This window comes from Enterococcus sp. DIV1316a (assembly GCF_050536915.1).
Taxonomy (GTDB): domain Bacteria; phylum Bacillota; class Bacilli; order Lactobacillales; family Enterococcaceae; genus Enterococcus; species Enterococcus faecalis.
The window spans coordinates 395,886-415,824 of record NZ_CP172913.1 but is presented as its reverse complement, the minus strand read 5'-3'; the positions used below and the strand labels follow the sequence as shown (position 1 = coordinate 415,824).

Below are 19,939 nucleotides of genomic sequence, written 5' to 3'. Positions count from 1 at the left end.
GATTTAGTTGAATTCTTTAAAACGAGCACTATCTTCCATGTATTCTTTTTCGCCAGCTGGCGCTTCAATGGAACCAATGACCATTTGTGCACGTAAATTCCAGTTTGCAGGAATTGACCATTCTGCAGCAACCGCTTCGTCAATGACCGGGTTGTAGTGTTGTAAGTTTGCGCCAATATTTTCTTGCGCTAAGGCAGTCCAAACGTTCGCTTGTGTTAAACCAGTTGCTTGTTCAGACCAAACAGGAAAGTTATCCGCATATAATGGGAAGCTATCTTGTAAGTTTTTCACGATATCTGTATCTTCAAAGAATAAAATTGTGCCCGCACCAGCTGCAAAACCTTGTAATTTAGCTTGTGTGTTTGGAAATGCTTCTGCTGGAGTTAATGGTTTTAAGGCATCTTCAGTCATTGCCCATAATTTTTTGTGAGCATCGCCGAATAAGAACACAACACGTTGTGTTTGAGAGTTAAAAGCTGTTGGACTTTCTCTAACAACTTCTTTTACTAAAGCAGTTACTTCTTCTTTTGAAATTGGTAAGTTTTCTCCTAAAGCATAGATTGAACGACGGTTTTTCATCATTTCAGTAAATTTTGACATAATATGTTCATCCTTTCGAATTTCCTCAGTAAATTCATTTAATTTTGTTTACATGCTTACTATACTACCTTACTAAAAGTAAGTAAAGCTTTTTGTCTTACTTTTTGTAAGTTTTTTTATTTTTTAGTGAAAAACCTTATTCTACCAAAGAAAAAACAACCAGCTTTTTTCTAAGAAAAAGAAAAATCTGGTTGTCGATTAATAAATGTAGAAGTCAATTGAATCGTTTTCGGCCGTTTTTCTTGAAATAAGTGTGTGGCTTTTTCCCCTAATTCCATTAATGGATGACAGATTGTTGAAAAATTTAAAATTTCACTTAATAAAGTTTGTTCCTGTCCCACTAAAAAGAGTGGTCTTTCAATAACGGCTTGAATCCCTGCGGCAATTTCATCACCGTTGGTCACAACCGCTTGGAGCGTTGGATCTTGCCCACAGTGACGTCCTACTTCACACCCATCTTCATAGGTTAAACAGTCCTTAAATAACCGATTTTCAGGAATCGCTCCATAAATTTCCTGATATGCGTCAACTAAATAGCGTGCGCTTGTACTTTTTTCTGGTGCACGGTTAATCGTAATTGCCACTTCACTACATCCTTGTTGTTTCAATGCTTGGAAGACCCGCCGATAAACGGTTAAACGATCGATATAGATACTAGCATAACTAGGGTCTTCTATTTTTTCACAAAAAACAACTTGCTCTTTATATGGAGCAAACACACTTAAAGGATTTGCCTTTGACAAAACAATCATGCCATCAAACGCACCCGTGGCCATTTTTTCCAAGTAACTTTTTTCAACTTCTTTATCATAATCCGTTGGTAATAAACTGACCATCATCCCTTGTTGAAATGCTTGGTGGATAATTCCACTTAAAATAGCATCAAAATAAGGTTGATTCGTATAAGGAACCATGACACCTAATGTATTACTTTTCCCAAAGCTAAGATTTCTCGCTAATATATTGGGCTTATAGCCCAACTCATCGATAATTGCTTGGATTTTCAGTCGTTTTTCTTCAGAAACATACGGATGATGATTAATCACACGCGAAACAGTCGTAACTGAAGATCCTGAAAGGCGCGCAATTTCTCGAATTGTTGTCATACTTTCACCTCATTACTTTACAAAATTGAGTTAAATAAGGCACAATCCCTGTCCCGTAATCAACAAAACGATAAAAGGTCTCCTGCCAAGCAAAAGAAATTTCCTGAATATCCTCCTGCTGTGTCAAGTGCCACTCCGTTATCTGATGGTACGGAATTTCTTGATGCCAAATCTTATAGTATTTTTTGGGACTATTTAACTGCAGACTTTTGGCCGTCGTAGTCACCGAGACAAAATAGTAATCCATACCAAGTCTATCGCTTATCTCCACTATAACATTCATTTTCATGCCCTCCAATATTTTGATACACATAGCTTACCTTATGAAACGCGTACCAGAGCAAGAGGAAAAATAAAAAAAGTGAGACCATGTTATACTAGATGTATCATATAAAAGCAAAGGATGAGTGCAATGGAAACTGTTACAGTAGCAACAAAAAGCGACTTACTAACAAATTTGAACAAGCAAACAGATGAAATCATTATCTCGGGGGCACTTGCACAAGAAATTTACCACTTAAAAAAACAACAATTAACCGAAACGGAAGAAATGGGCTTTTTAGTGGGCAGCCAAGGTGCTGGCTCATTTTTAACCTATTTAATCGAGAAGTTATCCTATATAAATTCGGCGCTATCGCCAGAAGAACAAAAAATTGAACATGCGATTTTGCGTTTGTATGTTATTAAAAAATTAACTCCAGAAACTACTTTATTACGTCTAAAACAGTTAGATTATTAAAATTTTATTTAATCAAGATAGACCAATTTCCCGCGTACAACGAGTCCCTTTCATTAATCACTTGATATAATTACCTTTATTCAAGTTCCCACCATTGTCATTATCGATTAACCAATGGTATATTAGAAGTAACAGATAAGTCATTTTATTTGAAAAAGTGTTTGGGAAATGTTTGGGGAGGAATGTTTATGTGTCAACCGCAGGAAAAAAAGAAAGAAATTTCTGTTGCTAAGTTACGTTATCGTTTTGAATTACCAATGATTATCATTGGTTTTGTTTTATTGTTTTTAGCATTGGGGTTAGTCGCTTTATTGATATTGAGTGATTTGCCGATTCCTGACTGGTTATTAATTGTCTTAATTGCGCCAATTGCGCCAGTCATTGCTTTTTTTACCATTCGTTATATGTACATGGATACTGCTTCTAACGGAGTGGAAATTACAGAAAATCAGTTACCAGAAATTTATTCCTTGTATATTGATTTGGCAAAAGAAATGGGCTTTGGCACTAAAAAATTAAGGATGCCACGTCTTTATTTAATCAACGGGAATGGTGTCTTAAACGCTTTTGCGGCAAAATGCTCTTTACACAGACGCTATGTTGTCATTCACAGTGATTTGTTGGACATCGCGTACAATACAGGCGATTTTTCGCTGATTCGCTTTATTTTGGCACACGAGCTAGGACACCATAAATGTGGGCACACTAATTTATGGCGACTAATGTTATCCATTATTTTGAAACCAGTTGCGTTAGATAAAAGTTTTACAAGAACGCAAGAATATACCGCTGATCGCGCAGGTTTATACTACGCAGAAGAAGGTGCTTTAAGCATGATTTATTTATTTTCAGGAAAATACATGGGCAGTCGTGTGGATTTAGAAGAATACTTTCACAGTATTGATTTACATGATGATACCATCTGGCTTAAATTGAGTAACTTCTTATCCGATCATCCTGTTGGCTTCCGTCGAATGCAAACATTGAAAAAAGCCAAAGATACTGGCAATTGGGATGTTCATGGAAAATTTTTCTAGCGAGAGCCAACCATCATTAAATAAACGTGCTGGGACAAAAGATTCTTTAACTTTTGTCCCAGCACGTTTATTAATCCACCAATAAATGAACAAATTCTTCTTTGGTGATATTTACAAAGTAGTCTTCAAAGTTAAACGCTGCTAATGCTTGCCAAATTGATGAATACTGATAGTCCACACCTAATAAAGCCGCAACGATTTCCGCTGTTTCTTTTTTGGCAAAGTAATCACCATAAATCGTTAACTCAATTATTTTACCTTTTTCAACAGTCAAACGTGCATCCACAATGCCGCCTTTAAACTTTTCTTCTTTTTTGATCGTAAATTTAGGCGCTTCACCAAAAATCCAAGCTTCATTGCCATACACTTCAGCGACCAATTTCCTAATTTCCTGCTGATCTGCTTTGGTTAGGACATATTCTTTCTCCGCAATTTCAGTTAGAGATTCGACATCAAAGAGCTCCATCAGTAAACGATTGCGAAATTCCTCAATGGTTAATTTTTGATATTTTTCGTCTAAGTACGGCCGTAAATTGGTTACGCGTCCCCGAACAGATTTTGTCCCTTTTGATTCAATTTTTTTCTTAGAAACAGTTAAGACACGTTGAACTTCTGCCAAATCAACATCATACATCAAGGTACCATGAGTATACATCTTCCCCTTTTTTGTATACATGGCATTGCCAGAAAATTTTTTCCCATCAATTAATAAATCATTGCGACCGCTAATCTCGGCCCCCGTTGCGCCCATTTTATGTAATGCTTCAATAATTGGTTTAGTGAACGCTTTAAAATCCCCAAAAGCTTGATGTCCTTCCTGAACAACAAAACTAAAGCTGACATTCCCGAGATCATCATAAACAGCACCACCGCCCGATAAACGGCGAGTAATAACGATTCCCTTCTCTCTAGCATAAGCTAAGTCAATTTCTTCATAAGCATTTTGATTTCGGCCTAAAATAACACAGGGTTCCTGAATATAAAACAACACTAAGGGCTCTTCAAAAGAGAGAGTGTTTAATAGATAATCTTCCGTTGCTAAATTTTCACGAATATCTCGTGACTGCATTATGACATAACGCATAAGGTCGCCCCACTTCTTTTTCTTCTAGTGTATCACTTTCTTTCAAAATTGGTTCACTAAACGTCTTCTCTGGCCATTCTCAAAAGAGGATGATCAACAAAAAAAGAACGTGGGACAACAATCACTTTGGATGTTTGTTCCACGCTCAAAATCTAATAAACAGCAGTTACAGAACTGTTTAGCTTTTTAATCTAACCAAGTTACTACTTCTGAAACATCTCGTCGGACTGTTTCAAAGCCGGGTGTTTGAGCTTTGCCAATCGGAATAATCAGTCCGTTCACTAAATGATCCTCAATATTAAATAACTTGCGAACAGCTTCTGTTTCAAAACCAGACATCGCCACAGTATCATAGCCTCGATCTTTTGCAGAAAGCATCAGCTGCATCGCAACTAAGCCTTGGTCTAACATTAGCCACTCTCTTTTTTGTTCTTCGCTAACATCATAGTACCAAGAAACATTTTCATTAATTCCTTGACGAATTTCTTCCGTCATCGTTCCTTGTGCGACAGCTTTAGCACTGATTTCATCTGCATTGGCCACTGTATAAGCAGTCAAATCACCTAATAAAATAATCACCGCCGCTGCCCCTTTAACTGCTGGTTGTTGCATCGAAACTTCGTAAAGGGCCTCTTTTTGTTCTTTTTCTGTGACAATTAAAAAACGCCATGAATTTAAATTGGTACTATTTGGCGCGAACATCGCTTCCTCAATTATGGCCATTAATTCCTCTTTAGGAATCTCAACATCTGGCATAAAATCCCGAACTGAGCGGCGGCTGCGAACAACATCTTGATACATCATATTTCTTCTTCCTTCCTCTTGCCTTACTTGACATAGTTATTATTACTCACTATGATGGAGAAAAAAAGTACGCACTTTTTATTCACCTAGGAAGAAAAAAGTAACCATTACGTGTCACAAGGAGAAACTATGACAACTGATAAACAAACCAGTATCAACTTAGCCCTTTCCACCATTAACGGCAAATGGAAATTATCATTAATGGATGAATTATTCCAAGGAACCAAGCGCAACGGTGAATTGATGCGTGCGCTCGACGGAATCACTCAGCGCGTCCTGACAGATCGCTTGAGAGAAATGGAAAAAGATGGCCTAGTCCATCGAGAATCCTTTAACGAACTACCCCCGCGTGTGGAATATACGCTCACTCCGGAAGGATATGCTCTTTACGATGCCCTCTCTTCACTTTGCCATTGGGGCGAAACATTTGCACAAAAAAAGGCGAGACTTAACAAATAAGTCTCGTCTTTTTTTATCTATTTTGGGTATTATGGGTAAACTTAAGATATTTTTGAAGTCCTTCTTGAATTGAATAAACGGGCGAAAAACCTAAGCCTTTCAAAGCAGAACTATCTGAAAGAGAATATTTTATATCGCCATCTCGTTCCTTTTGATAAGAAACTGGCAAAGAAAGTCCCACTAATTGGTTCATTTCTTCAATTAATTGATTAAGGGAAATGGCAACTTCGGTACCCACATTATAAACATGTCCCAACGCTTCACTTTTGGTTGCTACTAAATTTAATGCAGTTAGGACATCCTCAATGTAGATAAAGTCACGTGTTTGCTGACCATCTCCAAATATTTGAAATTGGCTCGCTTGCCCTTGTTCTAACTGGATATAATGATCCATCAAAATGGACAGGACACCAGAATAGGGTGAAGAAGGATTTTGATTGGGACCATAGACGTTAAAGAAGCGAACTGCGCTCGTGGGTACCCCGTGTAAATGGTATTCATTGAGAACATAACGTTCAGCAGCAAACTTATCAATAGCATAGGGACTCAAAGGGCAAACCATCGAAGTTTCTCTTTTAGGCAACGTTGGCTCTACACCGTAAACGGCTGCCGACGAAGCAAAAACAAAACGTTTGAGCTCTTTTTGATATTTTTTTATTGATTCCAATATTTTCAATACACTTAAAAAATTGACCTCGTGGGTCTCTAGAGGCTGTGCCACAGAACTTGCCACGCTTGCCACGGCCGCAAGATGAAAGATATACTCAAACGAATGCTTTGAAAGTACTTCGTCCAATAATTGCTGATCCGTCACACTTCCTTTAATAAAAACCAACTGCTCAGTTTGTTGCAAATTTGACACTCGCCCCATGGACAAATCATCAATCACAAAAACTTGATACTGTTGACTATAAAAATTAGCCAAATTAGAACCAATAAAGCCAGCTCCTCCAGTAATTAATAGTTTCTTCACCTCTTTGCTTCCTCTCTTTTTTTTAATTTAATTCCACTTTTTTCGTGTTATTTTCTCTTTGGAATAAAAAAATGCAATATCGAATGAACACATAACTTACAATAGCCACAGCTAATAAAAGTTCAAAAGTAGACAAAATATTTAACAGACTCGTTAGGCCTACCTTTTCTGCAAATAAAGGTTTAACTTTGACTAATGCTGTCGCAGAAATTACTAATGGGAATGTAAAGGCAGCATAACTTGGATAGAATGTCACTTGCATAATTTTATATAGATTCACTACTACAATCCCATAAATACATTGAGATAAAATTAGCAAGAAAACAACTAATGGCATATACAAATGACCACCCATTGAAATATAGCCAGCTAAACATAACGAACCTGGCGCTGTCATAATCGTCAATAAAGGAATGGTCGATTCAGGCATTTCTTTCGACTTCGTAATTCTCTTGATTAAAATTGGTAACAAGAGTAAATAAAAGAACAACGCTACCCAAAAAACAATTTTTCCCAACTCATTGATAAACAATTGAGAAGTATTAGGAATAACGCCAATGCCGACAAACGTAATAAACCAGCTTGGATAAATATGTTCCAGTTCGATTTTTGTTGGAAAAATATGCACCGCTACAAAATAAATCATTAAAATAAAATGTAAAATCACTGCGCCAATCCACAACACGTTAATCCAAACAGCATTGGTAAATATCCGATCTAAGAAAACACAGATAACCATTAAAGCCATTGTAAATGTTGGTGATACCGAAGCAATAATTGGATCATCTAAGGTGCTTAATGCATGTTTCATTGTAAAAATAATTTTTAAAATAACTAAAATCATTAAGAGACTGCCAAGTACACAATAAATGGTCCCAATTGTTGCATATCCCAAGGAATAAAGTAAATTCCCCAAAGAAACCATCCCTAAAATTAGTCCGCAAATGGGAATCGGGACTTTCCGCAAGAATTTTTTCGCACTTTCTACCATTATGTAGTCACACTCCGTCTTTATTTATTATTATTGATATTAATCAAAAGTATGTTATTATACTAAATGAAATATTTATATTTGTAAAATAAATATTTTCAATACCAACTATTAAGATAGTAAATAGAAAGAGGCGATTTTATGTTCGAATGGATCAAAACATTTATTGCTGTGTATGAAACCAAAAATTTTAGTGCGGCGGCCAAACAATTGTATATTTCTCAGCCAACTGTTTCTTTGCAAATCAAGAAATTAGAGCAACACTTTTCGATCAAGCTGTTCTATCGTAATGGAAAACAATCGGTTATTCCAACCAAAGAAGCTGATTTTTTATATCCAAAAATGCTCTCGATTATTGAAAGCTTAACTACTTCTTTTGCGCAAGCTGCAGAAAAAGAGAATTTTAAAGAAGACTGCATTATAGCCTCTTCAAATACAGTTGCTATTTATTTACTGCCAGATATTATGGAGAGTTTGGTTACCGCTTTTCCACTCATCAATTTTTCGATTCAACTGATGAATTCAAACGAAGTCGTGGATATGGTTCAAAATAATCATGCCCACATTGGACTAATTGAAAAACCCATTGAAACCAAAAATCTACACAAAGAAATTGTTTATGAAGATCAACTAGTTCTAGCAGGAGATGCCGCTTCAAAATTTTGGCTCTTAAGAGAAAAGAACTCTGGCTTACGTTTTTTCAATGAGCTTTATCTCAACGAACACAGCATCAACTTACCAATTATCGAATTAAACAACAACGAAGTCCTGTTACAATTGCTAAAAAATAACATTGGGCAATCAATTGTTTCTCGATTATCTATTTCCGATGAGATCCCTTGGCAACCAATTGATCAGTCCTTTGCTTCTCGAAAAATTTTCATTGTCCAGACCGATCACCATGCCAATACTTCCTTCTCTGAAGTTTATAACCGAATCGTTGAAAAAATTCGTGAACGACAAACCTAAAAAACAGGAGAACGACTTAGCTTTCGCTAAATCGTTTTCCTGTTTTTTTATTCATCAGTTTCCTCTACCAATTCAAATTCAAAAGGTTCTAACTCAAATAGTTGGTGTAAAATTTGCTGGGTTTCTTGGAACACTTGTTGTGGCTCTTTACACAAAAGAGTGCTTTGAATGGTCTGTTTTTTTGATTGAAAAAGAATTCTCGTTTCCTCTTCCTTGAATACAACTTGATGAGTTTCCCTTTCAAACACCGTATATTCTTCGAACATTTCCATAACTAATTTTTGACGAAACCCTTCTTTGAGTGCTAATAAAGTTACTAAATCTGCAACGGTTAGCGTTTCTAACGCAATTGTTTCATCTTCTACATGAACAAGATAATTCGTACACTTCACATTCGGACAGGCATTGCAGCCGCCATTAATCAAGTCTGAGGTAGTTGTTATTTTCACCTGTTTCATCTTAATCCTTCTTTCCTACTTTTCGAGAAAAACACAAGGGGTCTCCTCAAAAATATTCAATAAAATATGATTGACTTCTTGAAAGACTTCTTCGTGATTCCGGCATTGTTTTTCCATTACTAAACGCAGATCATTCACAACAAAAGTCAACGTCGTCGCTTGTTGGGAAACATGTATACAACGGTTGCCTTTAACAAAACATTCTGTTTGTTCTTCAATGAATGGTTCTTTTTGATAGCCATATGCTAAAGCGATACATTCCAGAATTTCGTAGATTTCTATTTTTGGAAGTTCATAGCTACAGCTACCGATAACTAGTTGAAAACGGTTCGGCTGTTTTTCATTATTGCTTGCATAATACACTGTTGTCGTTGTCATTTTGCCTCCTTATCTTCTCTATTTTCCTACTCTTATCATAACAAAAAAAGCACGCTTCCCTTATTTAAATTGTTAATAAAGACTATTACAGATTGGTATAACCACACCTAAAAAGTTCGTGATATAATTCACTAAGAAAGAAATATTACAGAAAGAAGAGATGAACGATGAAAGTATTTAACAAAAAAGTCGCAATTATTGGTACTGGTTTTGTTGGCACAAGTATTGCCTATTCCATGATCAACCAAGGGATTGCGAATGAATTAATCTTAGTTGATATTGACAAAGCCAAATCTGAAGGCGAAGCAATTGACTTATTAGATGGTGTGTCTTGGGGTCAAGAAAATGTAAACGTCTGGGCTGGCGACTATCAAGACTGCCAAGATGCCGATATCGTCGTGATTACAGCTGGCGCTAATCAAAAACCTGGGCAAAGTCGTCTAGATTTGGTTTCAATCAATGCAGAAATTATGAAAACAATTGTTAACAATATCATGAAATCTGGTTTTGATGGAATTTTAGTGATTGCCTCAAATCCTGTCGATGTACTGACTTATGTGGCTTGGCAAGCTTCTGGTTTACCTGTTTCAAGAGTAATTGGAACTGGTACAACTTTGGACACAACTCGTTTCCGCAAAGAACTGTCTCAACGTTTAGCGATTGATCCACGCAATGTTCACGGCTATATTATTGGCGAACACGGGGATTCTGAAGTGGCTGTCTGGTCTCATACCATGATTGGTACCAAACCTATTTTAGAAATTGTGGATACGACAGAGCGCTTAACTAGTGACGATTTACCAATCATTTCTGATAAAGTGAAAAATACAGCTTATGAAATTATCGATCGCAAACAAGCGACCTATTATGGGATTGGTATGAGTACTGCACGCATTGTTAAAGCCATTTTAAATAATGAACAAGCTATTTTACCTGTCTCAGCTTACTTAGATGGGCAATATGGGCAACAAGATGTATTTACAGGGATTCCTGCAGTCGTTGGCAATCAAGGTGTTACTGACATTATTGAATTGAATCTGAATGCTGCTGAAAAAGAACTCTTCCAAAAATCAGTGACACAATTAAAACAAGTGATGTCATCGTTACAACCGAACGCTTAGTAATTTTTAACTAAAAATAACACTTCAACTAAATTATTCTCTACCAAAATAGATTCTAATTCCCCTTTATCGTTCTTTTTGGTACCATGAAAGAAGAACTTCAACTAAAGCAGAAATTAGGAGGACAAAAAATGGTAATCCAAGGAGATACGTTAGAAAATAGCGCACGTCGTTTATTGCAAGAACGTGGCGTAACAATGAATGATTTAGCTGAACTTGTGTTATTTTTACAAAAAGATTATATTGATAATTTAACATTAGATACTTGTTTAGAAAGTATTGATGCAGTGTTAACAAAGCGTGAAGTACACAACGCGATTATTACAGGTGTCCAACTGGATATTCTGGCAGAAGAAAACAAGCTACTCTCACCGTTACAAGAAATTTTAACGGAAGATGAAGGGCTTTATGGCATTGATGAAATTATGGCGCTCTCCATTGTAAATGTTTATGGATCTATCGGTTTTACGAACTATGGGTATATCGACAAGGTAAAACCAGGCATTTTAAAAGAGTTAAATGCGCATGATGGCGAACATGTCCACACATTCTTGGATGATATCGTGGGCGCAATTGCGGCTGCGGCTGCCAGTCGGTTGGCTCACTCACAACCAGATTTAAGTGATATTACTAAATAAAAAACTTGCCTCTTCATTTTTATGAGAAGAGGCAAGTTTTTTATTTGCTGGACTTCTCACAAGCTTTCTACTTAACAGTAATTATTTGCCGTGTTATGTTACAGTCAAGAATAAACAGCTAAAGGAGGTTATCTAGAAATGAAAAAGTTTTTACGCGTATTTTTAATTTTTATTGGGGTATTCTTTCTTGCAAGTTGCGGTTCAAAAATAGAGACAAAAACCTTTGTAGGTTCGCCACAAGATGGGATTGATTCCACCTTAACCTATACGTACCAAGGAGATAAAGTCTTAACGCAAACGGCTAAAAACATTGTTTCTTATGACAAATTGGGGATTACAAAAGAAGAGGCAAAAACAGCGTTGGAACCCGTTTCTAAACAATACGAGGACATCAAAGGGCTTGATTACAAACTGACCTATGAGGACAAACAAGCCATCGAAAAATTGACGATTAATTATGAAAAACTTGATTATGATAAAGCAAAAAAAGTGGATGGTATCCAGATTGATGGAGATTCTTCTAAGGGAATTAGCATGAAGAAAAGCCAAGAATTGGTGGAGTCACAAGGTTATACAGAACAAAAATAATAAAAGAAAGCGTGCGACAATGGGCATTGTTGCACGCTTTCTTTTGATTATTTAAATCGATGTTGCCATCTTCACTGCCTGAATTGGGTCAAAATGATGGACAGAGTAAACGACTGTACCGGCTTGCCAAACTACTGAGTTGCGATTATAGTCAGTGGTTCCTGCCACGTTCAGTGTGATTTGACCAACGGTATTCGGTGCTGGTAATGTTTCTTGTTCCAAAATGTTGACAACATTTTTCGCTAAATCATCAGGCGATTCACCATTGATATTTGAGGCCCGTACGACTAAACTCCAATTGCCTTCTTGCCAAGATAAGTAACTAGAACCTGCCGCCCCTTGTTTATACCCAGTAATATTGTAACCTAAATCTACTGGTTGACCGCCATTGTCAATGATTTGGTTCACTGCATTTTTTGCTTCGGCATCAGAGCCATATGTTTTTTTCTCAAAAGAACTAATTGGCGTTAACTGATTAACACGTGCATCATTCACTGGAATCGCTTCTTTTTCTGCATAATATAAAACACGGAAATTGTTTTGATCCGCTTGTGATGTTGTCGCTGCAGTTAAAAAGTTATTCGTTTGACTCGTTAAAATTGCCTGCGGTAAGCCTTGACTAGGAAACATGTTTGCTAGCTGGTTAAGCACTTGGTTGGCTTGGTCATCTGGATTCGCATTTTTCGCTGGTGATTGCTTCTCTGCTGAGCCATTATTTGCCGCTTCCTTCGTAGAAGAAGCTGTTGCTTTCGAATCAGCTGTTGTTGTTCCTGACGGTTTCGCATCACTAGATTTCGTTGCTGCTTTGCTACTTGATTCTTTTGTAGCAGATGCTTTTGTACTCTCGACTGTGGTACTTTCCGCAGCACTGGAACGACTATCCGTATTTTCTGTACTTTTTCCGCCGCCGCATGCTGCTAAAGCAAGGGTTAAAAGAAAAGCACTAGAAATAAGCCCTATCTTTTTCATAAGAATTCCTCCTTGTTTTCCCTACCCTTATTGTACCTTAATCATGTGTATCCGTCACTTGTTTGTGTTTCGTTCTAAGTTGGTTTAAATAACAGAAAGTGGACGGTAGGATTCGAACCTACACCTCAACATTGAGCAAGAATAAACTACTGTTAGTCTCTATGAGTTTAACACCACGTTCATCCACCTATTTGATTGATCCTTTGTATCATAACTTAGAATAATTAAATTGCCTTTAAGGAGCTTCAAAGATTATATGAAGAATTGTAAAAAATCTGTGACGAAAAAACGATTGAACCAATCAGTAGATACACTGAGGTTCAATCGTAACCAATTGTTTAATTATCTGAAAAAACTCACAATTCAACGTTAGTCCCTGGTGCTTTTTTGTTTTCCCCTTGTTGTTTTTTTAAGAATATCCCCAAAATGACGGTGATAATGGGACAAAGCAATGGGAAAAAGGCATATGGTAAGTATTCTAGTGCACCAACTTTTAACGTTCCCATAATGAAGGTACCACTAACTCCCCAAGGAATTAACGAGTTGACTGCCGCCCCAGCATCTGCCAAAGTACGAGTTAAATATTTTTTATCAATACCTAAACGAGTAAATGAGGATTTAAATGTTTCCCCTGGTAAAATAATTGACAAATATTGTTCGCCAACTAGTAAGTTAATTCCCACAGAACTTAAGGCAGTTAAAGCGATTAATTTAGCTGGATTATTCACATAGCCTTTAATTTTATCAATTAAAGTAGCCACGATGTTAAACTTAATCAACAAGCCGCCCAAACCTAATGCCAAAATAATCAACGCAGCAGAACCTAACATGCTTTCAATCCCACCACGAGATAAAAGTGTATCAATACTTTGGTCCCCTGTATCTGCCACATAACCACTCATTAAGATGGTAGAAACTTTCGCTAAACTTAGGTGATGATCATTTATAAAAGCTAAGATGACCGCCACTGTAGAGCCGACTAGTAACGTTGGAATAGCCGGTACCTTTTTCCAGGCGAATAAGAACAAAACCGCTACTGGCAACAATGTAATCGGTGAAATCCAGAATCCTTGATGTAACGTTTGGACCATTGCATCAACCGATTGTAAATCCGCTGAACCAGATTGATGCCCCAAGAAGATATAGCCGACAATCGAAATAATAAACGCCGGAATAACAGTGTACATCATGTTTAGTATATGTTCAAAAAGGTTCACGCCACCAATTCCAGCAGCTAAGTTTGTTGTATCAGATAACGGTGAAATGTTGTTCCCTAAAAAGGCACCTGAAACAACTGCACCAGCTGTCATCGCATTGTCGAATCCAAGAATATGTCCAATACCTAGAAAGGCAATCCCCATAGTTGAAACAGTCGTAAAGGAGCTCCCTACCGTCACACCAACTAGTGCACAGACCACAAAAACGGTTGGTAAGAAGAACTTCACTGAGATAATTTTAAAACCATAGACCATAATTGTTGGAATCGTCCCAGACAAGATCCAAGTAGCAACTAAGACACCTATCAACAAGAAAATAATAATCGGAATGATCCCTGGTTTAATCCCTTCCACAATGCCTTCGTGGATTTCATCCCAAGAAAATCCTTTCCATTTGCCATAAAGCAACAACAACATGAATACAAAAAGAATCGGTATGTGAGGGGTTAATTTTTGACCAATAATTAAGTACCCGAGAATCGCTAACAAGGCAATCAAAATGCCTAAACTTTCAGCGAACGAAACAGTGGGTTTCGTTGATTTCATATGAAAACCTCCTTTTATGGAAAGCGAAAACTGAAGCAATAATCGAACTTGCTTCAGTTTCCAAACGACAATTTACTATAGTCATCAGGTGAAGAGGCACTCAGCAAAATAATTGCTAGCCTTTTTATTCACCTAAATCTTCTTTTACTTCCGTTGCCCAACTTGCTTTTTTAAAGCGATTAATGATTAACGGAATCACAAACATAACAATAGTGATTAATGCAACTAAGACTGCATCAGTCACGGTTGTTGTACCTAATGTGGCGAAAATAACAATGATAACACTAAAAATTAACATTGCTGCCACTAAATAAGCTAAGCCATTACCTTTTTTACCAATTCGGTAAGGACGTAGTGTATCTGGTTGAGATTTACGTAATTTAATTAGGGAAATCGCAATCAATACATACACAATACTATAAATAATTGTTGTTGCATTTGTTAAAGTTAAGAATACAGCGTTGACATCATCCATTACCCCATAAAGTAAAGCGAATAATGAGATAACTACAGATTGTGTTAACACAACGTTACGAGAAACGCCATATTTATTTTCGCGATGGAAACCAAATTTTGGTGGCAATAAGCCATCACGAGCAACTTGAATAATTGTTTTTGATGGTCCAGTAACCCAAGCAGATAATTGTAATAACACACCTAAGAAGACCATGAAACTAAAGATATTACCAATAATTGTTGGTAAACCTAAAACGTCACAATAAAGCAAAATTGGTTGTGTAATGTTAGACAATTCCATTTTGCCATTTGGAACAATATTAGCAACAAACATTGCATTAATAACGTTTAATAAAACTAAACCAATTAATGAAATGAAAACGCCTTTTGTATAATTTTTTGTTGCATCTTTCAAACGAGGAATATAAACAGAAGACATTTCAATCCCAACAAAGATAAACGCAATCCCTGCTAGATATTTAAATGTGTCCATATTTTCTAAGTTTGGTAAAACTTTTGACCAAGAGAAGGCACCTAAATAGCCGCCAGGTGTTAAGCCTACTTTAATCATTGAAAGAAGACCTAAAACAAACATAACTAATACTGGGATGTAAACACCTAGCCAAACACCAATATTTCCGCCAACTTTCGCCATGTCAAATTTCAAGTTCAAGATTGTAATAATCCAGTAAATCACTAAGATACAACCTAATACGAACCAATGATTTTCACCTAAGTGAACATTGCCAAATGTATTACCTAGCAAAGGGCCTAATGTAGAAGCAACCATTACCATTCCTGGGAACATTTGCACCCATAGTAACCAAGCGACAACAAAACCCCATTTGCTACCTAAGGCAGTTTTAACCCAAAGTTGAGGGCCACCTTCTTGAGGAAGCATCGTAGATAATTCACCAGATATCAATGCGATTGGACCAGCAAAGAATAAGACCGCGAAAATTGTGTAAGAAATTAATGTCCAACCAACAGCAGCAAGTGTTGGGATACTACGTACAGTTGCACACAATGCCATTGTTAAACCGATAAAAGTACCTAATTCAATTTTTTTAACTTGTTGTTTATCCAATTTTGTACACTCCTTATAAGATTTTGGATAAGGAGCATGAATGACTGTTATACGCTGAGTAAAACAGTCACTCGACTGCCTCTTACCCAGACAAAGAATTGGTTAAGAGGTTAGCCGTCTGGTTGATTTATCTATTGAATAAATCAACCAGACGAACGTTCCCTCGTTCGGTTACCATTTCTTTTTTCCGTTTAAGATTCAATTATTTTACGTCGTAAATTTGTTCTAATTTTTCTTGTAAAGCAGCTTGAATCTTAGGAGCGTAAACATCAAATTCTTCTTTATCGTTCATGTATGGAGTCATTACAGCAGCACGTAACACAGTTACTTTACCTGCACGGTTCCATTCTTCGTCACTAAATCCTAAGCTGTTTACAAATTTTAATGGGCTGTTGCCATAATCTGGAATAGCAAAGTCAGTATGTGAAGTAATGAATTCGTTGTTGTAAATATTTCCTTTAACGTATGATGCATAGTCATATACATCATGGTTTAATTTGTTCATTGCTACTAAATCATCGTTGCCTTTTTCTTTAAACACATAGTCAACCATGTTGAAGTCTGGATGAGTTAATGTGTGGACTTCGATTTCTTTGTCGCCAACTTTGAATGTTAAATCATTCAAGAAGTTATAGAAATGATGTGAGCCTTCAATTGAAGCACCAATTAATTTACCATAACCTGCAACGTTTAAAGGTAAAACGTGATGTGCAGCCCATACAGAAGCAGCTGTTGCACCAGCTTTTGAACCTTCAAGGATATAAGCACCTAGTAACGCAGGAATATCGGCACCTTTTTCAAATACGTAAGTTGCGAAGTAAGAAATAACGTCGCGCATACGGATATCTTGGATAACGATACCACCAGCTGAATAAGGGATATAACCCATTTTATGAGGGTCAATTGTTACTGATTCTGCTAATTCGATTGCTTTATATGCATCATACACTTCTCTTGAAATGTGTTCTTTTTTCTCTTTGAAGACACCGTATTCTTCGTGAACATCTTGTAAATCTTCGTAAGGGATGAAGTTGTTGTCTTCGTCTAAGAAGATGGCACGTCCATAACCACCATAAGCAGCATCAACGTGTACATAATAGTAAATACCGTCTTTCATTAATTCATCGCGTAAAGCAATAATTTTATCGATTGAGTCAACGGCACCTTCTTCAGTAGAACCAACTACACCGACAACACCTAGCACTGGAATTTGTTCTTCTGCTAAGCCACGAACGATTTTTTCTAATTCGTTGATATCCATACGGTAGTTATGGTCAACTGGTACTGGGATAACTTGATCTAAACCGATACCGATAATATCAGCAGCTTTTAACCAAGAATAGTGTTTAGTTTGTGGAACTAACCATTTACCGATTGCTTGTAAATGTTTACCTGAACGAGCTGAATGAGCTTTGATTTCATCAATTTCATCTTCAGCTGATTCTAATAAGTCCATAATTTCTTTTGTTGGCATGTTCAATAGTTCCCAATCTGATTTGCCAGCAACTAATTCTGGTTTTACTTCTTTCATAGCAAATGGTAATGATTTAATGTTACGGGCATACCATAAGCCTTCTAAGTTAGCTAAAGAACCATCAGCAACGATGTGTCCCCAACCATTTTTGTAGCTCATTAAGTGAGCAAATTCATGTCCTACTTCTTCTTCCATTTGAGAAGTTGCTGGAGAAGATTCATAGGCAACGTTGTTCCCGTTCCATAGCATTGCAAAGTTGTAAGCTAATAGAGAAGGCATTAATGTTTCTGAGTTCATATGTCCCCAATATCTACCTGCTGTATGCCATGGAACTGAATGTGTACGCATGCGAGAAGAGATTTCATTCAATACATCTTTCATATGGTTGACAGTTTTTTCGTAGCTTTCAGATGTGCGTTCTTGAGAAGAGATAACTGGCATGTCTTGTGGCATGTAGTTTTGACGCCATCCTAAATGTTCATCTACTAAGTCGATCAACAAGTCTTTATATAATTGTCCGTTTTCGGCTTTGTCCCCAATGAATAGTGCATTAAGGTTCATTTCGCCTTTTGCTAATTTTTCGTTTTTCATACGAAAATTCCTCCTTACAAATTTTAATGAATTAGATTTTGCATTCACAACTTACACCCAAACGGCTAAAGTGTAAAGAAGAAAAATAACAATGGTTATCATAGCTCTTTAATTTTATAATTTTTTCACAAGGTGTCTTGTCAGAACCATTATATAAAAAAATAAGAGTGGGATTGTGTGTACAATCCCACTCTTATTAGGTGTATTAACGGTTTCACCACTACCTGTAAGGAGAAATAGAATTTTAACTTTGATCAAATAATCACACGTCTTCTCTTCGTGAAATTATTATCAATTTCTAATCCATTACTTTTGCTAAAAAGTAATTTTTCTTCCCTTTCCGTACAACAACGAATTTTCCATCGAAATGTTGTGTTGGATCGACTGCAAAATCTAAATCGGTAACTCGGTCACCGTTAATACTTATAGCTCCTCCGCTCACATCTTCGCGAGCTTGACGTTTTGATGGTTCGATTTCTGTGTCAACTAACCAATCTACGATGTTTTTAGCATCTTTGGTAATTTCAACAGTTGGCACATGTTCTAACCCTTGCTCGATTTCCTCAATCGTTAAGTCTTTAATGTTGCCTGAGAAAAGAGCTTCTGAAATTTTTTGCGCTTCTTCTAATGCTGCATCATCGTGAACAAATCGTGTCACTTCTTCAGCTAAGCGTCTTTGTGCTTCACGTTTACCTGGTTCTTTTTCAACTTTTTCAGCTAACGCATCGATTTCTTCTTTATCTAAGAAAGTAAAGAATTTCAAGTATTTGATGACATCACGATCATCTTGGTTTAACCAGAATTGGTAGAATTCAAATGGTGAGGTTTTCTTAGGATCTAACCAGATAGCGCCACCCGCTGTTTTCCCAAATTTTGTACCATCTGCTTTTAGCATTAAAGGAATGGTTAACCCGAATACTTTGGCTTCTGGTCCTTCTTTTTTACGAATCAAATCTAATCCTGCAGTGATATTGCCCCATTGATCAGCGCCACCAATTTGCAATTGAATATTATGTTTTTTATGCAATGTGTAAAAGTCAATTGATTGAAGAATTTGGTATGTGAATTCTGTAAAGGAAATGCCACTTTCTAAACGACTAGCGACAATGTCTTTTGCCAACATCGTGTTGACATTAAAGTTTTTCCCGTAATCTCTTAAAAAATCTAATAAAGATAGTTCTGATAACCAATCGTAGTTGTTCACCATTGTTACCTCAGCATCTTTACCAAATAATTTTTTCATTTGATTTGAAAGACTGTCCACATTATGTTGCACAGCTTCCATCGTTTGTAAGACACGTTCGGTTGTTCGTCCACTTGGATCACCAATTGTTCCAGTTCCGCCACCAATTAAAATGTATGGGTGATGACCTGCTAATTGGAATCGTTTCATCATCATAAAAGGAATTAAATGTCCAATATGCATGCTATCTCCAGTTGGATCGACACCGCAATATAGCGAAATGCTCGTATTTTCTGTAAGTTCTCTTAGTCCTTCTTCGTTTGTTTGTTGATTGATTGCATCACGCCATGCTAGCTCGTCAATGATATTCATGTTATCACCCTCCATATTTATAATTATCTCTTTATAGGAAATCGTTCATTTAACGAAACAAACGATTAACACACTTGTTTTTACACGATATTCCGTGTT

Annotated in this window: 21 protein-coding genes; 7 read left to right on the top strand and 14 right to left on the bottom strand. The window is 36.7% G+C overall.

What is annotated here, in order from left to right; all coding sequences use genetic code 11:
• Positions 1 to 3: 3 nt before the first annotated feature.
• From IGL56_RS02115 to IGL56_RS02105, 3 genes are all read right to left on the bottom strand, one after another.
• Positions 4 to 600: a nitroreductase family protein gene (locus IGL56_RS02115; RefSeq protein ID WP_002355475.1), complete on the bottom strand. Its 597-nt coding sequence runs from the start codon at positions 598 to 600 to the stop codon at positions 4 to 6.
• A 170-nt stretch (positions 601 to 770) separates the two neighbouring features.
• Positions 771 to 1,706 (bottom strand): LacI family DNA-binding transcriptional regulator, encoded by a 936-nt coding sequence (locus tag IGL56_RS02110; RefSeq protein ID WP_002361227.1) that lies wholly within the window; start codon positions 1,704 to 1,706, stop codon positions 771 to 773.
• Between the two features lie 4 nt (positions 1,707 to 1,710).
• Positions 1,711 to 1,995: a hypothetical protein gene (locus IGL56_RS02105; protein WP_002366136.1), complete on the bottom strand. Its 285-nt coding sequence runs from the start codon at positions 1,993 to 1,995 to the stop codon at positions 1,711 to 1,713.
• A 114-nt stretch (positions 1,996 to 2,109) separates the two neighbouring features.
• Here IGL56_RS02105 and IGL56_RS02100 point away from each other — a divergent pair, with 114 nt between their 5' ends.
• Positions 2,110 to 2,445: a hypothetical protein gene (locus tag IGL56_RS02100; RefSeq protein ID WP_002358645.1), complete on the top strand. Its 336-nt coding sequence runs from the start codon at positions 2,110 to 2,112 to the stop codon at positions 2,443 to 2,445.
• Between the two features lie 182 nt (positions 2,446 to 2,627).
• On the top strand, positions 2,628 to 3,482 hold the full coding sequence (locus IGL56_RS02095; protein ID WP_002384882.1) for a M48 family metallopeptidase: 855 nt from the start codon (positions 2,628 to 2,630) through the stop codon (positions 3,480 to 3,482).
• Positions 3,483 to 3,552: 70 nt separating this feature from the next.
• Here the strand turns inward: IGL56_RS02095 and IGL56_RS02090 are convergent, their stop codons facing one another.
• Together IGL56_RS02090 and IGL56_RS02085 are read right to left on the bottom strand one after the other, a co-directional pair.
• Positions 3,553 to 4,566: a lipoate--protein ligase gene (locus IGL56_RS02090; protein ID WP_002375893.1), complete on the bottom strand. Its 1,014-nt coding sequence runs from the start codon at positions 4,564 to 4,566 to the stop codon at positions 3,553 to 3,555.
• 186 nt (positions 4,567 to 4,752) lie between these two features.
• On the bottom strand, positions 4,753 to 5,370 hold the full coding sequence (locus tag IGL56_RS02085) for a nitroreductase family protein (RefSeq protein ID WP_002355466.1): 618 nt from the start codon (positions 5,368 to 5,370) through the stop codon (positions 4,753 to 4,755).
• Positions 5,371 to 5,481: 111 nt separating this feature from the next.
• Here IGL56_RS02085 and IGL56_RS02080 point away from each other — a divergent pair, with 111 nt between their 5' ends.
• Positions 5,482 to 5,829 (top strand): winged helix-turn-helix transcriptional regulator, encoded by a 348-nt coding sequence (locus tag IGL56_RS02080; RefSeq protein WP_002355464.1) that lies wholly within the window; start codon positions 5,482 to 5,484, stop codon positions 5,827 to 5,829.
• 13 nt (positions 5,830 to 5,842) lie between these two features.
• Here the strand turns inward: IGL56_RS02080 and IGL56_RS02075 are convergent, their stop codons facing one another.
• Both IGL56_RS02075 and IGL56_RS02070 read right to left on the bottom strand, forming a co-directional pair.
• Positions 5,843 to 6,802, bottom strand: a complete 960-nt coding sequence (locus tag IGL56_RS02075) for a GDP-mannose 4,6-dehydratase (RefSeq protein ID WP_002364848.1) — start codon at positions 6,800 to 6,802, stop codon at positions 5,843 to 5,845.
• Between the two features lie 22 nt (positions 6,803 to 6,824).
• Positions 6,825 to 7,793: a TDT family transporter gene (locus IGL56_RS02070; protein WP_002364849.1), complete on the bottom strand. Its 969-nt coding sequence runs from the start codon at positions 7,791 to 7,793 to the stop codon at positions 6,825 to 6,827.
• Between the two features lie 141 nt (positions 7,794 to 7,934).
• Here IGL56_RS02070 and IGL56_RS02065 point away from each other — a divergent pair, with 141 nt between their 5' ends.
• A complete protein-coding gene (locus tag IGL56_RS02065) occupies positions 7,935 to 8,762 on the top strand; it encodes a LysR family transcriptional regulator (RefSeq protein WP_002358639.1) in 828 nt (275 codons plus the stop codon).
• Positions 8,763 to 8,809: 47 nt separating this feature from the next.
• On the opposite strand, the gene IGL56_RS02060 is transcribed toward IGL56_RS02065, so the two are convergent.
• Together IGL56_RS02060 and IGL56_RS02055 are read right to left on the bottom strand one after the other, a co-directional pair.
• Positions 8,810 to 9,220 carry a DUF4809 family protein gene (locus IGL56_RS02060; protein WP_002358638.1) on the bottom strand — a complete coding sequence of 137 codons (411 nt, stop codon included), beginning with the start codon at positions 9,218 to 9,220 and terminating at the stop codon, positions 8,810 to 8,812.
• A gap of 15 nt (positions 9,221 to 9,235) precedes the next feature.
• Positions 9,236 to 9,598 (bottom strand): DUF4809 family protein, encoded by a 363-nt coding sequence (locus IGL56_RS02055; RefSeq protein ID WP_002364850.1) that lies wholly within the window; start codon positions 9,596 to 9,598, stop codon positions 9,236 to 9,238.
• Between the two features lie 167 nt (positions 9,599 to 9,765).
• Between IGL56_RS02055 and IGL56_RS02050 the strand changes: the two genes are divergently transcribed.
• The 3 genes from IGL56_RS02050 to IGL56_RS02040 all read left to right on the top strand — a co-directional run bounded on the left by IGL56_RS02050 (position 9,766) and on the right by IGL56_RS02040 (position 11,945).
• The gene (locus tag IGL56_RS02050; RefSeq protein WP_002370889.1) at positions 9,766 to 10,719 is read left to right on the top strand and encodes an L-lactate dehydrogenase; all 954 of its coding nucleotides are present in this window, start codon (positions 9,766 to 9,768) and stop codon (positions 10,717 to 10,719) included.
• Between the two features lie 131 nt (positions 10,720 to 10,850).
• Positions 10,851 to 11,357 carry a phosphatidylglycerophosphatase A family protein gene (locus tag IGL56_RS02045; protein ID WP_010710809.1) on the top strand — a complete coding sequence of 169 codons (507 nt, stop codon included), beginning with the start codon at positions 10,851 to 10,853 and terminating at the stop codon, positions 11,355 to 11,357.
• A gap of 138 nt (positions 11,358 to 11,495) precedes the next feature.
• Positions 11,496 to 11,945: a YehR family lipoprotein gene (locus tag IGL56_RS02040; protein ID WP_002355456.1), complete on the top strand. Its 450-nt coding sequence runs from the start codon at positions 11,496 to 11,498 to the stop codon at positions 11,943 to 11,945.
• A gap of 51 nt (positions 11,946 to 11,996) precedes the next feature.
• On the opposite strand, the gene IGL56_RS02035 is transcribed toward IGL56_RS02040, so the two are convergent.
• The 5 genes from IGL56_RS02035 to tyrS all read right to left on the bottom strand — a co-directional run bounded on the left by IGL56_RS02035 (position 11,997) and on the right by tyrS (position 19,840).
• Positions 11,997 to 12,914, bottom strand: coding sequence for a hypothetical protein (locus IGL56_RS02035; RefSeq protein ID WP_002379086.1), 918 nt, complete (start codon positions 12,912 to 12,914; stop codon positions 11,997 to 11,999).
• Positions 12,915 to 13,270: 356 nt separating this feature from the next.
• Positions 13,271 to 14,677, bottom strand: coding sequence for a Na+/H+ antiporter NhaC (nhaC, locus tag IGL56_RS02030; RefSeq protein WP_002363118.1), 1,407 nt, complete (start codon positions 14,675 to 14,677; stop codon positions 13,271 to 13,273).
• Between the two features lie 124 nt (positions 14,678 to 14,801).
• Positions 14,802 to 16,220, bottom strand: coding sequence for a tyrosine-tyramine antiporter (tyrP, locus tag IGL56_RS02025; RefSeq protein ID WP_002355453.1), 1,419 nt, complete (start codon positions 16,218 to 16,220; stop codon positions 14,802 to 14,804).
• A gap of 202 nt (positions 16,221 to 16,422) precedes the next feature.
• Entirely contained in the window at positions 16,423 to 18,285 is a 1,863-nt protein-coding gene (tdc, locus tag IGL56_RS02020) for a tyrosine decarboxylase (RefSeq protein ID WP_002355450.1), read from the bottom strand.
• A 298-nt stretch (positions 18,286 to 18,583) separates the two neighbouring features.
• Positions 18,584 to 19,840, bottom strand: coding sequence for a tyrosine--tRNA ligase (gene tyrS / locus IGL56_RS02015; RefSeq protein ID WP_002355444.1), 1,257 nt, complete (start codon positions 19,838 to 19,840; stop codon positions 18,584 to 18,586).
• Between the last annotated feature and the right edge of the window lie 99 nt (positions 19,841 to 19,939).

Excerpts from the sequence above, each read along its gene's own strand:
- IGL56_RS02115 (WP_002355475.1), bottom strand. The coding sequence starts at position 600 with ATGTCAAAATTTACTGAAATGATGAAAAACCGTCGTTCAATCTATGCT.
- IGL56_RS02110 (WP_002361227.1), bottom strand. The coding sequence starts at position 1,706 with ATGACAACAATTCGAGAAATTGCGCGCCTTTCAGGATCTTCAGTTACG.
- IGL56_RS02105 (WP_002366136.1), bottom strand. The coding sequence starts at position 1,995 with ATGAAAATGAATGTTATAGTGGAGATAAGCGATAGACTTGGTATGGAT.
- IGL56_RS02100 (WP_002358645.1), top strand. The coding sequence starts at position 2,110 with ATGAGTGCAATGGAAACTGTTACAGTAGCAACAAAAAGCGACTTACTA.
- IGL56_RS02095 (WP_002384882.1), top strand. The coding sequence starts at position 2,628 with ATGTTTATGTGTCAACCGCAGGAAAAAAAGAAAGAAATTTCTGTTGCT.
- IGL56_RS02090 (WP_002375893.1), bottom strand. The coding sequence starts at position 4,566 with ATGCGTTATGTCATAATGCAGTCACGAGATATTCGTGAAAATTTAGCA.
- IGL56_RS02085 (WP_002355466.1), bottom strand. The coding sequence starts at position 5,370 with ATGATGTATCAAGATGTTGTTCGCAGCCGCCGCTCAGTTCGGGATTTT.
- IGL56_RS02070 (WP_002364849.1), bottom strand. The coding sequence starts at position 7,793 with ATGGTAGAAAGTGCGAAAAAATTCTTGCGGAAAGTCCCGATTCCCATT.
- IGL56_RS02065 (WP_002358639.1), top strand. The coding sequence starts at position 7,935 with ATGTTCGAATGGATCAAAACATTTATTGCTGTGTATGAAACCAAAAAT.
- IGL56_RS02060 (WP_002358638.1), bottom strand. The coding sequence starts at position 9,220 with ATGAAACAGGTGAAAATAACAACTACCTCAGACTTGATTAATGGCGGC.
- IGL56_RS02055 (WP_002364850.1), bottom strand. The coding sequence starts at position 9,598 with ATGACAACGACAACAGTGTATTATGCAAGCAATAATGAAAAACAGCCG.
- IGL56_RS02050 (WP_002370889.1), top strand. The coding sequence starts at position 9,766 with ATGAAAGTATTTAACAAAAAAGTCGCAATTATTGGTACTGGTTTTGTT.
- IGL56_RS02045 (WP_010710809.1), top strand. The coding sequence starts at position 10,851 with ATGGTAATCCAAGGAGATACGTTAGAAAATAGCGCACGTCGTTTATTG.
- IGL56_RS02040 (WP_002355456.1), top strand. The coding sequence starts at position 11,496 with ATGAAAAAGTTTTTACGCGTATTTTTAATTTTTATTGGGGTATTCTTT.
- IGL56_RS02035 (WP_002379086.1), bottom strand. The coding sequence starts at position 12,914 with ATGAAAAAGATAGGGCTTATTTCTAGTGCTTTTCTTTTAACCCTTGCT.
- nhaC (WP_002363118.1), bottom strand. The coding sequence starts at position 14,677 with ATGAAATCAACGAAACCCACTGTTTCGTTCGCTGAAAGTTTAGGCATT.
- tdc (WP_002355450.1), bottom strand. The coding sequence starts at position 18,285 with ATGAAAAACGAAAAATTAGCAAAAGGCGAAATGAACCTTAATGCACTA.
- tyrS (WP_002355444.1), bottom strand. The coding sequence starts at position 19,840 with ATGAATATCATTGACGAGCTAGCATGGCGTGATGCAATCAATCAACAA.